This is a genomic window from Synechococcus sp. CCY9201 (assembly GCF_034931105.1).
Taxonomy (GTDB): Bacteria; Cyanobacteriota; Cyanobacteriia; order PCC-6307; family Cyanobiaceae; genus CBW1002.
In genome coordinates, this window is sequence record NZ_JAYGIC010000015.1 from 37,171 (window position 1) to 52,028 (window position 14,858).

Annotated in this window: 13 protein-coding genes; 9 read left to right on the forward strand and 4 right to left on the reverse strand. The window is 66.6% G+C overall.

Annotated features, from left to right (window positions below; all coding sequences use genetic code 11):
* The first annotated feature begins 135 nt into the window (after nucleotides 1-135).
* Entirely contained in the window at nucleotides 136-2,376 is a 2,241-nt protein-coding gene (locus VB716_RS01415) for an AAA family ATPase (protein WP_197158662.1), read from the forward strand.
* Between the two features lie 83 nt (nucleotides 2,377-2,459).
* Here VB716_RS01415 and VB716_RS01420 read toward each other — a convergent pair whose 3' ends face one another.
* On the reverse strand, nucleotides 2,460-3,125 hold the full coding sequence (locus VB716_RS01420; protein WP_197158661.1) for an alpha/beta hydrolase: 666 nt from the start codon (nucleotides 3,123-3,125) through the stop codon (nucleotides 2,460-2,462).
* Nucleotides 3,126-3,560: 435 nt separating this feature from the next.
* Complete coding sequence (locus VB716_RS01425; RefSeq protein ID WP_197158660.1) at nucleotides 3,561-4,181, reverse strand: 4'-phosphopantetheinyl transferase family protein; 621 nt, start codon at nucleotides 4,179-4,181, stop codon at nucleotides 3,561-3,563.
* A gap of 61 nt (nucleotides 4,182-4,242) precedes the next feature.
* Between VB716_RS01425 and bcp the strand changes: the two genes are divergently transcribed.
* The gene (gene bcp, locus VB716_RS01430) at nucleotides 4,243-4,710 is read left to right on the forward strand and encodes a thioredoxin-dependent thiol peroxidase (RefSeq protein ID WP_197158659.1); all 468 of its coding nucleotides are present in this window, start codon (nucleotides 4,243-4,245) and stop codon (nucleotides 4,708-4,710) included.
* Here the strand turns inward: bcp and VB716_RS01435 are convergent.
* The gene (locus VB716_RS01435) at nucleotides 4,680-5,450 is read right to left on the reverse strand and encodes a type III pantothenate kinase (protein WP_197158658.1); all 771 of its coding nucleotides are present in this window, start codon (nucleotides 5,448-5,450) and stop codon (nucleotides 4,680-4,682) included. The genes bcp and VB716_RS01435 overlap by 31 nt on opposite strands.
* On the reverse strand, nucleotides 5,437-6,198 hold the full coding sequence (locus VB716_RS01440) for a phosphoadenylyl-sulfate reductase (RefSeq protein WP_197171821.1): 762 nt from the start codon (nucleotides 6,196-6,198) through the stop codon (nucleotides 5,437-5,439). The genes VB716_RS01435 and VB716_RS01440 overlap by 14 nt, the downstream gene beginning before the upstream one ends.
* A 178-nt stretch (nucleotides 6,199-6,376) precedes the next feature.
* On the opposite strand from VB716_RS01440, the gene VB716_RS01445 reads away from it, so the two are divergent.
* From VB716_RS01445 to VB716_RS01475, 7 genes are all read left to right on the forward strand, one after another.
* Complete coding sequence (locus VB716_RS01445; protein WP_231598200.1) at nucleotides 6,377-7,597, forward strand: NAD(P)/FAD-dependent oxidoreductase; 1,221 nt, start codon at nucleotides 6,377-6,379, stop codon at nucleotides 7,595-7,597.
* Between the two features lie 5 nt (nucleotides 7,598-7,602).
* A complete protein-coding gene (locus VB716_RS01450; RefSeq protein WP_323269535.1) occupies nucleotides 7,603-8,265 on the forward strand; it encodes an HAD-IA family hydrolase in 663 nt (220 codons plus the stop codon).
* Complete coding sequence (gene hflX / locus VB716_RS01455) at nucleotides 8,262-9,944, forward strand: GTPase HflX (RefSeq protein WP_323269537.1); 1,683 nt, start codon at nucleotides 8,262-8,264, stop codon at nucleotides 9,942-9,944. The genes VB716_RS01450 and hflX overlap by 4 nt, the downstream gene beginning before the upstream one ends.
* Nucleotides 9,941-11,752, forward strand: coding sequence for an SLC13 family permease (locus VB716_RS01460; protein WP_197158653.1), 1,812 nt, complete (start codon nucleotides 9,941-9,943; stop codon nucleotides 11,750-11,752). Before hflX ends, VB716_RS01460 begins: the two co-directional genes overlap by 4 nt.
* 68 nt (nucleotides 11,753-11,820) lie before the next feature.
* Entirely contained in the window at nucleotides 11,821-12,456 is a 636-nt protein-coding gene (locus VB716_RS01465) for a peroxiredoxin (protein WP_197158652.1), read from the forward strand.
* A gap of 34 nt (nucleotides 12,457-12,490) precedes the next feature.
* Nucleotides 12,491-13,900: a TrkH family potassium uptake protein gene (locus VB716_RS01470; RefSeq protein WP_197158651.1), complete on the forward strand. Its 1,410-nt coding sequence runs from the start codon at nucleotides 12,491-12,493 to the stop codon at nucleotides 13,898-13,900.
* Between the two features lie 248 nt (nucleotides 13,901-14,148).
* On the forward strand, nucleotides 14,149-14,853 hold the full coding sequence (locus tag VB716_RS01475) for a potassium channel family protein (protein ID WP_197158650.1): 705 nt from the start codon (nucleotides 14,149-14,151) through the stop codon (nucleotides 14,851-14,853).
* Nucleotides 14,854-14,858: the final 5 nt, after the last annotated feature.

Here is a 14,858-nt window from a genome sequence, read left to right on the forward strand (position 1 = left end):
AGGGGATCCCGTCGCGCGTCTCAAGCCCAACAAGGTCCATCCCTGATCTGTAGCGCCATTCTGAAGGCTGTGGAAGCTCTCCGCCAGAGGGGGTGGCTGGCGCCAGGATCGTCCACAGCAGCAGGACCAGCCGGTGTGAGTGACCTCTTCAGCCATCACAGCGAGCAGCGGCGCGCGGCGGTTGCTCCCCTCGCCGATCGGCTGCGGCCGCGGCGCCTCGAGGAGTTCGTGGGCCAGCAGTCGATTCTGGGGCCCGGCCGGCTGCTGCACCGGGCCATCAGCGCCGACCGGGTGGGCAACCTGATCCTGCATGGCCCGCCGGGTACGGGCAAAACCACCCTGGCCCGGATCATCGCGGCCACCACCCGCGCCCACTTCACCAGCCTCAACGCCGTGCTGGCGGGGGTGAAGGACCTGCGGCTGGCGGTGGAGGAGGCCCGCGCCCGGCTGGAGCGGCACGGCCTGCGCACCCTCCTGTTCATCGATGAAGTGCACCGCTTCAACAGTGCCCAGCAGGACGCGTTGCTGCCCTGGGTGGAGAACGGCACCGTCACCCTGATCGGTGCCACCACCGAGAACCCCTACTTCGAGGTCAACAAGGCACTGGTGAGCCGCTCGCGGCTGTTCCGGCTGCAACCGCTGGAGAGCGGCGATCTGGAGGCGCTGCTGCAGCGGGCCCTCACGGACGTGGAGCGGGGCTATGGCGGCCGGGCGATCCGGCTGCTGCCCGAGGCCGCAGCGCACCTGGTCGACGTGGCCGGAGGGGATGCCCGCAGCCTGCTCAATGCCCTGGAGCTGGCGGTGGAGACGACGGAACCGGATCGGCACGGCACCGTCACCATCGATCTGGCGATCGCGGAGGAGTCGATCCAGCAACGGGCCGTGCTTTACGACAAGCAGGGTGATGCCCACTTCGACACGATCAGCGCCTTCATCAAATCCCTGCGCGGATCCGATCCCGATGCCGCCCTGTTCTGGCTGGCTCGGATGGTGGAGGCCGGGGAGAACCCCCGCTTCCTGTTCCGCCGCATGCTGATCTCGGCCGGAGAAGACGTGGGCCTGGCCGATCCGATGGCCATCGTGGTGGTGGAGGCCTGCGCCGCGGCCTTCGAACGGATCGGCCTGCCCGAGGGTCTCTACCCGCTGGCCCAGGCGGCCCTGTATCTGGCCGGCACCGAGAAAAGCAACAGCACCCTGGGCGTGTTCGATGCGATCAAGGTGGTGCGCACCGCCAACAGGCAACAGGTACCGGCCCATCTGCGCGATGCCAACCGCGATGGGCAGGCCTTTGGTGATGGGGTCGGCTACCGCTACCCGCATGCCTACGCCGAGCACTGGGTGGCCCAGCAGTACCTGCCAGTCGCCCTGCAGGGCGAGGTGTTCTGGCAGCCAGGGGCGGTGGGCTGGGAGGGGCAGCGGCGCCAGCGGCTGCAGGAGCGGCGGGCGGCCCAGCTGGGAGCGGCGGCGGAACTCACCGAGGAGGCCGGGGAGCTGCTCACCAGCAGCCCGGAGGATCCCCGCCTCGAGCGATGGCTGCAGCGCCAGGCCAGTGCCGAAGGCGCCAGGCTCGATCAACTGCGGCAACGATTCTGGAAAGACGCTTGCCTGAAGCGCACCGACCGGGTGCTTGTCCTGGAGGCGCGATCGCTGCTCTGGGCGCTGGATCCCCTGCAGCGGGTCCCGGAAGGTGGTGTGGTGATCGGCCCAGCCACAGACGACGATAGAGAAAGGATTCAAAGCCACCTGGCCCTGCTTGACAGCCTGCAGCGGCCGCGTCTGCTCGGGGCCGGCCCTGCAGGGCTCGGGGCCGCCAGTGGCCTTCTGCACAAGGAGGAGCGTTTCGAATGGATCGTGGCGCGCCAACCACTGCGGCACATCGGGGCCTCCGGCTGGAGCACCTGGCTGCAGCAGCTGGACCAGCTGGCGGCCCCAGCGGCCGAGATCCGCCTGTTGTTCAGCGCACCGATGATCGGGCCGGCCAGCGCCCTGCGCTGCCTGCGCACTTCCATGGCGAAACCCAAGCCATCTGCAGCCCGAGGTGGTGTCGGGTCTGAAGTTCTGGCACGCCTGGAGACACGGGAGCAGGAGTGGTTACGGCAGGAGCTGGCCGCTGAGGGCTGGGCCTTGGCAGGTCTGGGTCAGCGGGGTTGGGAATGCAACAGCGAAGCCTGGGAGGAGTCACTGCCGCTGCCGCTCACGCCATCCCTGCTGGAGCGCTGGTTTGCTCCCGGCAGCGCCTATTGCCGCTGGCTGCAAGAGCAGGGCGAGGGCGAGGCCCTGGCCCTCCTGCTGCAGGACCTGAAAGGCCTGCCGAATGCCGTTCTGCCCCAGCGCCTCGAACATCGGCTGCTGCTAGCCCGCCGCACTGGAGCGTGAACAGCCACGCCACAGGAGGGGCGGATGGGCACAAAAAAGCCCCGGCTGAAGCCGAGGCGGAAAGGACCAAACACGGCCCAGGATCACCAGAGGCCGCGGATGGGCTCAACGGGCATCGGGGCGGGGGCGGCTTGACGGGGAGCAGCCACAGCATCGGCCATCTGGTTGGCCTGGATGCAGGCGGGCAGGAAGACGTACCAGGACAGCAGGGAGGTGCATTGCGCTTCACCCTGGCAACGACCCTCTGCACAGATGTTCTGCTTTCCGTCGTAGGTGTTGCAGGTATCAGCCAGGCGGAAGTCAGTAGGCAGGGCCGCCATGATCCCGGCCGAGGAGATCGAACCATCCACGGAATCGGCAATGATCGCCGAACGCAGCGCCTGGACGGCGTAGGTGTTCATCGTCCAGTAGGGGAAGTAGCTGCGGGTGGCGTTCTTGAGGAACTTGACTCCGTTATCGGAATAGAGGAAACGGGAGACGCCGACCAGGTCGACGCTATACGTCTTGGACAGACCGGTGCGAACCTCTTCGGAGGTCCAGCCGGAGCGGGCCAGACCGCTGGCAAGACCGCGATCGGTCACATCACCGGAATCAATAAAGGTCGAGAAGGCATCAAGGTTGGTGGACCAGACGGCACCGCCGCTGTTCCAACGAACGGGAAGATCGTTGTCAACTGCGGCAGAGGCCGGCAGAGCAACGGTGGTGAGGGCCGTTCCCACGGCGAGACCGGCAAGCAGGCGCTTCAGCACGGGACATAAAAGGGGACTTCGTTCCAAAACTAGCCTTCAACCGCAAAGACGCCCACGCTGCAAGCCCCTGCTCCTCAACCCGTCACCGAACGATGGACACCAGCAATGCGGTCGTTACACCATCAGCGTCGCAGCCCAGTCGCAACCGAATATCTCCGGACTTGCTGACAGGTCAGATACCAGAAGGAATTCCAACGAGACCAGAGCAATGACAATCTCTTCAGTCCCAGCTCCACACGGTGCAAGGCCGCCCGGGAAGCAAGCCGGGGCCGACGCTGCATTGTCACCAAATGATCACATCGATAGACTGGGTCGCAAATTGCGGCGCATGAGTGCCCGGAGACGCGTGATCCTCATGTTGTCGATTCGCCTTCAACGCCGCCTGGCCAGCGAGTCATATCAGCACAGGCGCGAAAAAAATGCACGTGCTTTGCATCACGGCATCCGCCCCAGCAGGTGGGCCCGCGTCACACCCTCCCCTACCGCCGCCCACAGCCACTCCCCCCGCTGACCGCTGCAGCTGGGGGGAGTGGCCCCATCAACCAACTGGCGAAGCTCGCAGCGGGCGTGGTCAAAGCACCAATGATGCAATTCTGCAGCCAGGCTGGAGCGGCGCCACTTGATCGCCGCCTCCTTGTGCACCCAGCTGGTCAGCACGGCCTGCTGCAGGCTTACGGGATCTTGGCTCCAGGGGCCGTCCAGAAGCTGTCGACGCTCCGCTGCAGGGAAGTGACGCTGGATCAACGGGACTGCCGCCAGACGACGGGTCAGGGATTCAATGTCGACACCGATCGGCCGGGGGGACCAGGCCGTCAGCAGGGCGGCACCGCTGTGACTGATGCCGGTCCAGCCGTGCCCGGCCTCCAGACGCGGTGCCTCCCCAGGGGGGCTGTGCAGGGGCACCGCGGCTGGATCACAGCGCAGGGGCTCCGCCAGTTGGGCGCGCAACAGGGCACGACTGGCCGCATAGCAGCTCCGGCGGGGTTCCGCCAGACTCGCGCACCAGCTCCGTTCCTGGTGGCTCAGCCGCTCCAGCACATCCGACGGCGTCACCATGGAGACCAGCCACAGCTGGGGGTCCGCTTCTAGGCTCACCCCCTCCGAACTCCGCCCTGCCATGGCCCTCCAGATCGGTGATCCCGCACCAGATTTCACGCTGCCCGACCAGGAGGGCAAGTCCGTGAGCCTGGCGGACTTCCGCGGACAACGCGTGGTGATCTACTTCTATCCCAAGGACGACACACCGGGCTGCACCAAGGAGGCCTGCAATTTCCGCGACCAGTGGAGCAGCTTCAGCGCCAATGGCATCACGGTGCTGGGCATCAGCAAAGACGGCGCCGCCAGCCATGCCAAGTTCATCGACAAGTACACCCTTCCCTTCACCCTGCTCAGCGATGCGGAGCCCTGCCCGGTGGCCGAGGCCTACGGCAGCTACGGCCTCAAGAAGTTCATGGGCAAGGAGTACATGGGCATGATGCGCCACACCTTCGTGGTGGACCCAGAGGGGAAGATCGAGCTGGTCTACCTCAAGGTCAAGGCGGAGGAAATGGCCGATCAGATCCTTGGAGATCTCGGTCTGGCCTGAGGGTCCTCCAGCTGCACCAGAGCCTCCAGGCAGAGATTCGGGGCATGGATGAGCTGGAGCGGTGCTGCCGCTGGCATGGCCGGCTCGATCAGGGGCAACAGCTGGGCCCCGTCTCCACCGGTGAGCCAGAGGCGGCATCCAGGACAGACAGCCACAGCTTCCGCAGCGGCCGCCACCACCGCCGCCGCCAGACCCCGCACCACGCCTTCGGCCATGGCGGCGGCGGTCTCCTGGGGCCAGGCTGCAGCAGCGCCAACTGGGGAGCTGTCGCTAGGGATCGGAGGCCATGCCTCCATCCGTGGCAACCGCGCTGTTCCTGCCGCCAGCGCCCGCAGCTGCAGGGCGACACCGGCCTGAAGGCGGCCGCCTCGAAAGCGGCCGGTGCCATCCACCAACGTGAGGCTCAGGGCCGTGCCTGCATCCGCCACCAGCACGGGCCTGTGATCCTGCCGCCAGGCCCCCCACCCCGCCAGCGCCCGATCCACACCCAGCCAGGCAGGCATCTCCCGCAGCGGAACCTGGCTCAGATCCAGCCGCGGGGCACCGGCCAGTCCGGCCATTGCAGTGGCCGGAACGGGCCCGACCGCCGCCCAGGCCCTCAGGCCGCCCGCCGGAAACCCAGCCTCAGGCGTGGTGTGGCAGAAGCGCAGGGCGGCACCTGGTTCGGGCGGTCGCTGGGCCCAGTGCCAGCGGCTGTTGCCGATCAACAACCAGCTTGCCAGCGGCTCAGATGCCCTCACCCATCAATCCGGGCAGATGGATGCCACATTCCTGCTTGAGCCCCCCAAAACGCGTGGCCCGGCCAATGGTGCTGCCATCGTCGGGGGCACTGGAATGCCAGTCGCCCACGGTCGTGTAGCCCTGTTCGAACAGCGGATGCTGGGGGAGACCGTGCTCCTCCATGTAGTAGTAAACGTCGCGATTGCTCCAGACCAGCAGGGGCCGCAACGACCAGCGCTGGCGGATCGGATCGAGCACCTGCATGCTGCGGCGGTGATCGGTCTGGCCACCCCGCACACCGCTGGCCCAGCAGCGCACCTGCAGCTCAGCGAAGGCACGGTCCAGCGGTTCCACCTTGCGGATGCGGTGATAGAGCTCCAGATCTTCGACACGGCCGGTTTCCCAGAGCCGGCCATGCAAGGCCTCCATCCGGGCCGGCGACAGCCCCGACTGCGCCACGTGCAGGTTGAGGCCCAGACGGGCCGTGAGCTGATCGGCGTAGCGATAGGTCTCGGGCGGCAGGTAGCCGGTGTCCACCCAGATCACTGGGATGGAGGCACCGCCATCCAGACGGCTCAGCATGTGCAGCAGCACCGCCGACTGGATCCCGAAGCTGGTGGTCAGCGCAAAACCGTCCTGAAACCGATCGAAGGCCCATTGGAGACGCTCCTGGGCCTTGAGCGGATCCAGGTCGGCACGGGCCGCGGCCAGATCGATCGACCGCCCCGCCATGTCAACGGGGAGGGTTGCGGCGGGGGCAGTCACCATGACTCCATCATCGCCCCCGATGGAACGGCTGGTTAGGGTGCCGATCGGGCACGTCTGGATCAGGACACAGGTTTTCCAATCCTGCACCCATCTCCCTCCCCGCCCGCATCACCAGCTCCCAACCTCGCCAGCGGCCCACCGTCCGAGCCCTCCCCATACCCGACCCAGCGTGTCCGACGTGAGCTCCGATCCCATCGCACCTGACACGTCGTCGGCCACGGGATCCATCGATCGCAGCATCGTGATCGTGGGTGGCGGCTTCGGTGGCCTCTACACCGCCCTGGCCCTGGCCCAGCACCGCGATCACCCGCCGATCCTGCTGATCGAACCCAACGAGCGCTTCGTCTTCCAGCCCCTGCTGTACGAATTGCTCAGTGAGGAGATGCGCAGCTGGGAGATCGCCCCCCGCTACGACAGCCTGCTGGCCAGCCGCGGCATCGCCTGGCTGCAGGACCGGGTGGACCAGGTCGACACCGAACAGCACACGCTCAAAACCCGCAGCGGTCATGAACTCCGCTATGGCCGCCTGGTGATCGCCAGCGGCGGCCAACCCGCCACCTTCAACGTGCCAGGCGCCCTCGAGCACGCCCTCTTCTTCCGCACGCTTCATGACGTGGAACGGCTCCAGGGGCTGGTGCGGCAATTGCGGCAGCAGGCGCTGCCGTTGCAACGCCTGGCGATCGTGGGGGCTGGCCCCAGCGGTGTGGAGCTGGCCTGCAAGCTGGCCGATCTGCTCGGCGGCAGCACGCTGATCGAGCTGATCGAACAGGGGGAGGATCTCCTGCCCCAGGCCCGCTCCTTCAACCGCGAACAGGCGCGGCTGGCCCTGCAACGCCGCGATGTGCGCCTGCGCTGCCGCAACCGGGTGCGGGCCATTCATCCCGGCGGCCTGGATCTCCTCCTGCCGGAGCCGGGCAACGAGGCCGGTCGGCAGGAACGTCTGCCGGCGGAAGCGGTGATCTGGACCGCCGGCTTCCAGGCCCGCCCACCGGCCCTCAACCCGCCCGTGCCAGGCGACCGCCTGGGTCGCCTGCCCGGCCAGCCTGACCTGCGGCTGCAGGGGCATCACGACGTCTTTGTGATCGGCGATGGCGCCCATGTGGCCGACGAGGACGGCGAGCCGTTCCCCGCCAATGCCCAGGTGGCTTTTCAGCAGGCCCCCTGCCTTGCCGCCAACCTGCTGCACTCCCTGGCCGGCGAACCGCTGGACTCCTTCCACTGGAACGACCTGGGCGAGATGATCAGCCTCGGGCTCGGCGAAGCCAGCCTCACCGGTGGTGGTTTCACCTTGGCGGGCGCCGCGGCCTTCCAGTTGCGGCGCCTGGCCTACCTGACCCGACTGCCCGGCCTGCCCCTGCAACTCAAGGTGGCGGCCGGCTGGCTCACCGATGGACGCTGAGCGCGATGCAGGCTGACCTGAAGACGGCCGCAGCCTGGCCCCGGCCGCGGGCCCTGCTGCTCGATGCGATGGGCACCCTGATCACCCTGCGCCAGTCGGTGGGGCACACCTACGCCGCCGTGGCCGCTGAGCACGGGCTCACGGTGGAGGCGACCGCCATCGACCGGGTTTTCGGCGCGATCTACCGGCAGGCTCCACCCCTGGCCTTTCCGGGGCTGGAGGGCGCCGAGCTGCTGGCCGCTGAACGGCAGTGGTGGGGGGAGCGGATCTCAACGGCCCTGCAGCAGGCGGGCGGCGTGGTGGCACCACCGGAGCTGCAGCACGCCCTGTTCGAGCGTTTCGCCGATCCAGCCCTCTGGATGGTCTACGCCGAGGTGCCGGACTGTCTGGCCCGCTGGCAGACCCTGGGGATCCGCCTGGCCGTGGTCAGCAATTTCGACCAGCGTCTCCAGGGCCTGCTGGAGGGGCTGGGCCTGACCAGCTGGCTGGAAGTGGTTGTGGTGTCCAGCAGTGCCGGGGCCGCCAAACCCTCGCCGCTGCCATTCCGGCAGGCGCTCCATCAGCTGCAGCTGGAGCCCGGGCAGGCCTGGCACGTGGGGGACAGCCCGGAGGATGAGCTGGGAGCCGCCGCTGCCGGAGTGCGCTGCCTGCGCCTGGATCGGTCTTGAAACAGGGTGTTCTGGCCGGGCGAACCGAAGGGCTGCGCCCCGCCCAGCGGCGGCAGCTGGAGCGCCTCTGTCATCGCCGCCATCGCCCGGACGAAACGGCCGACACGCTGGGGCTGCAGCGCCTGGCGGGGCTCAGCCACGAGCTGGAAACCCCGCTGACCCTGCTGGTGGACGGCCGCGGCCTTGGCCGGCTGCTGTGGGTGGGCCCCCTGGAAACCTCAGGCCGGCTGCTGGAGCGGCTGCCGGGATCGAGCCGACGCCTGGGGGAAGACTGGCGTCTGCTCACCTGCTGCGGACGCAGCCGCAAGCTCGAACCCGGTACCCAGGAAGGGATCGTGGGGCTGGATCTGGCGCCGCGGCTGTGGCTGCGCTTCCCGGATCAACCCGCTGCCGGAGGGCACTGGCCAGCCGGCCTGTTCGTGCCCAGCGGAGCCGGGCAGCCCTGGCAGGGCCTGGAGGAGGGGGATCTGGGCGATCTGTGCGGCCGTGATCCCGCCGGCCTGCCCTGCGCCTCCACCGCCCCTGCTGCCATGGCGCCGGGCGATCGGCCTTCAGCCAGGGGAGCGCCAGCCGCTGGGCAGGAGCGGGTTCTGCTGCTGGTCCTCACCCCGAATGACCAGCAGCAGGCCAGCCGGGAGATCGCCGAGCTGGAGGGCCTGGTCCGCAGCGCCGGGGCAGAACCGGTGGGACTGGTGACCCAGCGCCGCCGGCAGGAGTCCCCCCAGAGCCTCTGGGGCGAGGGCAAGCTCAGCGAGGCCGCCCTGGAAGCGCGGCGGCTCGGCGCCAGCCTGGTGGTGACCGATCGGGAACTCAGCCCGGTGCAGGGCCGCAACCTGGAGCGGTTGCTGGATCTGCCGGTGAGCGACCGGAGCGAGCTGATCCTCGACATCTTTGCCCAGCGGGCGGCCAGCGCCGCCGGTCGTTTGCAGGTCGAGCTGGCCCAGCTGCGCTACCGCCTGCCACGGCTCACCGGCCGGGGCCAGAGCCTCTCGCGCCAGGGGGGCGGCATCGGCACACGAGGGCCGGGCGAAACCCAGCTCGAGAAAGACCGGCGCGCCATCGCCCGCCGCATCGACCACCTCCAGGCCAAGCTGAAACAGCTGAGCGCCCACCGGGCCCGCCTGCGGCAGCAGCGCCACGGCCTCCGCCGGCTGGCCCTTGTGGGCTACACCAACGCCGGCAAAAGCTCCCTGCTCAATGCCCTCACCCGCCGCCAGGGCGATCAGGCAGTCGTGGCAGAGAACAAGCTGTTCGCCACGCTCGATCCCACCACCCGCCGCATCGACCTGATTCCCGCCAGCGGCCCACCTCTGGCGCTGCTGGTCACCGACACGGTGGGCTTCATCCGCGATCTGCCGCCGCCCCTGATCGAAGCCTTCCGCTCCACCCTCGAGGAGACCCTCGATGCCGATGGCCTGCTGCTGGTGGTGGACCTCAGCGATCCAGGCTGGCCGGAACAGATCGCCACGGTGAACGCCATTCTCGATTCGCTCGGCAGCTGCGTTCCACGGCGACTTGTGGCCAACCAGATCGATCGCTGCCCGGCAGGGGAGCTGGAGAGGGCTCTGGCCCTGGAGCCGCAGGCCCTGTTCGTCTCAGCCACGGCAGGGCTGGGCCTCCAGGGGCTGCGGACGGCATTGCAGGATTGGCCGGATTCCTCGATCGAACGCCTGTCATGAGTGCCCTGCTTCAGACGGCACTGCACCCCCAGGCGCTGATCACCCTGGTCGTGTTTGCCCTGGCGATCGTTCTGTTCATCACAGGCTGGCTGGCACCGGAGGTGACCGGACTGCTGGCTGCCGGCCTCTTGATCGCCACGGGAGTCCTGAAGCCCGCAGAGGCGGTGGCCGGGTTCGGAAGCACCGCTCTGATCACTCTGATCGGTCTGTTCGCCCTCTCGGCTGCCCTGTTTCGCTCCGGCGCCCTGGATCGCCTGCGGGGTCTGATCGGCTCGGATGCGGTGCGCAGCCCCAAGCGGATGATCACCCTGATGGTGGCGGTGGTGGGACCGGTGTCGGCCTTCATCCCCAACACCCCGATCGTGGCCACCCTGCTGCCGGTGATCGAAGGCTGGTGCCATCGCCACCGGATCGCCCCCTCCAAGGTGCTGCTGCCCCTCTCCTTCGCCACGGTGCTGGGGGGAACCCTCAGCCTGCTGGGCAGCTCCGTGAACCTGCTGGCCAGCGATGTGAGTGAGAAGCTCGGTTACGGAGCCTTCGATCTGTTCACATTCACAGGCATCGGCCTGGGGGTCTGGCTGGTGGGCGGGACCATGATGGTGCTGCTGGCCGATCGCTTCCTCCCGAACCGAGGTATTGATGACGACGATCTGGTGGGCAGCTTTGCCAGGAGCGGATACCTCACCGAGGTTCTGATTCCAGAGGGCTCCGAGCTTGTGAACCAATCGCTGCACCTGAGCCGCCTGCAGCGCCGCTTTGACGTGGACGTGCTCGAACTGCACCGCGGCAACGAGCGCTTCCTGCCCCCCCTGGCGGATCGCAGCCTTGCGGCGGGTGATCGCCTGCTGCTGCGTTGCAGCCGCGACGATCTGCTGCGGCTGCAACAGGACCACACGATCAGCCTGGCCCCGGCCAGTCAGGATGAGGAAGAAGGTGCTCGGATTGATCCGGGCAGCCAGCGCACTGTCGAAGTGTTGCTGCCCTCGGGATCGACCCTGACAGGAGACTGCCTACGGGATCTTCGGTTTCGCCAGCGCTACAACGCCACCGTCCTGGCCCTGCGCCGTGGCAATGCGGTGCTGCGCGAACAGCTCGGCCAGGCGGTGCTGAGGGAAGGCGACGTGCTGCTGCTGCAGGCGCCCCGGGATGCCATCCGCGGCCTGCAGGCCACCAACGACCTGGTGGTCCTGGAGCAGCTGGAAAAGGATCTCCCCACCGTGAGCCGCAAGCGCTACGCCATTGTGATCGCGGCGCTGGTGATCCTTCTGCCCAGCTTTGAGCTGATGCCGCTGGTGGCTTCGGTGCTGCTCGGCACAGTGGCGATGGTGGCGACGGGCTGCCTCCGGCCCGGCGATCTGCAGCGCTCGATCCGTCTGGACGTGATCCTGCTGCTGGGCTCCCTGGCCAGTTTCAGCGTGGCTCTCGAGAAAACGGGGCTGGCTGAAGCGATCGCCACGGCCCTGCTGAGTGGCTTACACACCTGGTCGGTGTTCTGGGCTCTTGTGGTGGTGTTCCTGTTCACCACCCTGCTGACTGAAGTGATGAGCAATGCGGCCACCGTGGCCCTGCTGATCCCGATCGGAGCCCAGCTGGCCAACGGGCTCGGCCAGCCACCGATGGCCTTTATTTTCACCGTGTTGTTCGGGGCCAGCCAGAGCTTCCTCAGCCCTGTGGGCTACCAGACCAATCTGATGGTGTTCGGACCGGGCCGCTATCGGTTCCTCGACGTGGCTCGCTACGGCGTTCCCCTGACACTGACCATGACCTTCCTGGTTCCCTGGCTGGTGTGCCGTCAGTTCAGTCTGTAGCGGTCGCGAAGAAGCCGCTGCTGTGCCACGATCGGCAACTGGCCTTCCCTTGCCACACTTCTCTGATCATGGCTCTGCAGCTCGGCGACACCGTTCCCGATTTCACCCAGGATTCCCAGCTGGGTACGATCAATCTCTACGACTTTGCCGGCAACAGCTGGGTCGTCCTGTTCTCCCACCCCGCCGACTACACCCCGGTCTGCACCACGGAGCTGGGCGAAGTAGCCCGCCTTCGCCCGGAATGGGAGAAGCGCAATGTCAAGACGATTGCCCTGAGTGTCGACTCAGCCGAGAGCCACAAGGGCTGGATCGGTGATATCAATGAGACCCAGAACACCACCGTCGACTATCCGATTCTGGCGGATGCCGACAAGTCGGTGAGCGACCTGTACGGGATGATCCACCCGAACTCCCTCAACAATCTCACGGTGCGGTCGGTGTTCATCATCGATCCCAGCAAGAAGTTGCGCCTGCAAATCACCTATCCCGCCAGCACGGGTCGCAATTTTGACGAAATCCTGCGCGTGATTGATTCACTTCAACTCACCGATTCCCACCAGGTGGCCACACCGGTGAACTGGAATGATGGCGACGACTGCGTGGTGGTGCCCTCCATTCCCACCGAAGAAGCCCGCACCAAGTTCCCCAAGGGTGTCACGGAAGTGAAGCCCTATCTGCGCATGACCCCGCAGCCCAACAAGTGATCGGATCCTGATCCGAGAGCCAACCCCTCCTGCCATGGCGCCACGCCCAAAGCGTCCCCCAGGGCATCGCTACCGCTGGCATCAGCGTCTCAGCGTTCCCCAGTTCACGGCGATCACCGGACTTCTGGTGATCGCTTTCGGAACGTTCATCCTGGCCTCACCGCTCTGCTCCACCAAAACGGTGGGGCTCTGGGAAGCCCTGTTCACCGTGACCTCCGCGATCACGGTGACCGGCCTTTCGGTCATTGATGTCGGAACCGAGTTGACCCCTATCGGGCAGGTGGCTTTAGCGGGTCTGATCATCACCGGTGGGCTCGGGCTGATGGCGATCACCACCTTTCTGCAGGGGTTCGTACAGGGGCACTCCGGCCTGAGGCACCGGCTTGACAAGGGCCGGGCCCTTGATGAATTCGGGGTCGGCGGCATCGGGCCGACCTTCCGGTCAATCCTGATCACAGCCGGCTGCGTGATGGGGATCGGCACCCTGATCCTGTTCAGCTTCGGCTTCAATGACATCCCCAATCTGGGGGAACGGCTCTGGGCCTCGATGTTCCACTGCATCAGCGCTTACAACAACGCTGGTTTCGGATTATGGAGCGACAGCCTGGTGCGCTACCGCAGCAATCCGGTGGTGAATCTGGTGATCGCCAGCATGATCGTGATGGGCGGTCTTGGATGGAGAGTCACCAATGATCTCTGGGTCAATCGCTTCCGCCTGCGGCGCCTGAATCGCCTGAGCATGCACACCCGTCTCGTGATTCGCAGCACGATCGGTCTGATTCTGGTCGGGACTATCGGCCTTCTCCTGACTGAGCATCTCGATACCGAGGGGCTTCTGATGCAGAAGCTCGATACCCTGGACAAACTTCAGGTGAGTCTGTTCCAGTCGATCACCACACGCACCGCTGGCTTCAACACGATTCCCCTCACCACCAGCACGCTCTCCGATGCAGGCCTGTTGCTGATGATGGGGCTGATGTTCATTGGCGCCAGTCCCGGTGGCACCGGTGGCGGCATCAAAACCACCACCTTTGCGGCCCTGATGGCAGCCACCCGCTCCACCCTGCGAGCTGAAGACGGCGTGGTGGTGCGCAATCGCGAGATTCCAGCCAAGGTCGTACTGCGGGCCGTCGGGGTCACCCTGGCCTCGCTGCTGTTCGTTCTCGGGATGGCCCTGCTGCTGGCCCTCGACAACATCGGCGGTGGCGGCAGCGCCGAGACCGAGGCCTTCACCTTCCTTGAAAAACTGTTCACCTGCGTCTCCGCCTTCAGCACCGTGGGGCTGGATGTGGATGTCACAGTCCACCTGGATCGCTGGGGCCAGGCGGTCTTGATGGTGGGCATGTACGTCGGCCGACTGGGAATCCTGCTGCTGCTCTCTGCGTTCTATGGCAGTCGCCCTCAGACTCGGGTCAAGTATCCCAAGGAAGAGCTCTACATCTGAACCGTCGAACCAGCACCGACCAGCCAGGCCCCATCCAAACTTCTCCAGCGACCAGTGCAGGCAGACAGGCGACACAGACGGCCTAAACAGAAGCCCAGACCACGCAGCCAAGTCAGAAGTCCCAGGCAGACAGCCAATCCAGACGGCCAATCCAGACAGCCCATGCGGACAGCGAAACCTGACGGAGCTTCCGCACGCACCACCCCCACCGACCACACCAACCACACCGACCAGAGGATGCAGCGGGAATGAACCAGTGGTGGCAATGGCAGGGAAGCGAGGATCGCTTCGAAGACAGCTTCGCCGTGATCGGTGTTGGACGCTTCGGTGGTGCCGTCTGTAAGTCGCTCGCCAGCGCTGGTGCCGACGTGCTGGCGATTGACAGCAGTCAGCGGGCCATTGACGAGTTGCGTCAGGCCGATCCGGGCATTGAGGGTCGGGTGGTGGACTGCACTGATGAAGAGGCCCTGCGGGCCTCGGGAGTGCTGGATCTCGGCACGGTGGTGGTGGCGATCAGCGAGCCCCTCGAGGCCAGCATCACCGCCACCCTGATCGCCAAGGACAGCAGCGACAGCCGCGTCAAACACGTGATCGCGCGGGCCACCAGCGATCTGCACGAGAAGATGCTGCGCCGGGTCGGCGCCGACCGGGTGGTGTTTCCCTCGAAGATGCAGGGAGAACGCCTGGGGCTGGAGCTGGTGCGTCCGAACCTGCTGGAACGCCTGCGGCTGGACGACCGCAACAGCATCGAGGAGATCAAAGTGCCCCGCGCCTTCGTCGGGCACTCCCTGCGGGACATCAACCTTCGCAAGAACTACAACGTCAGCGTGCTGGCGGCCGGCCCCCAGAACCAGCTGACCGTCAACCCACCGGCCTCCCATGTGCTCAATGAAGGCGAACTGCTGGTGGTGATGGGCACCAGCACGGCGCTGGAAGCGCTTCCCTCCACCTGATCGCC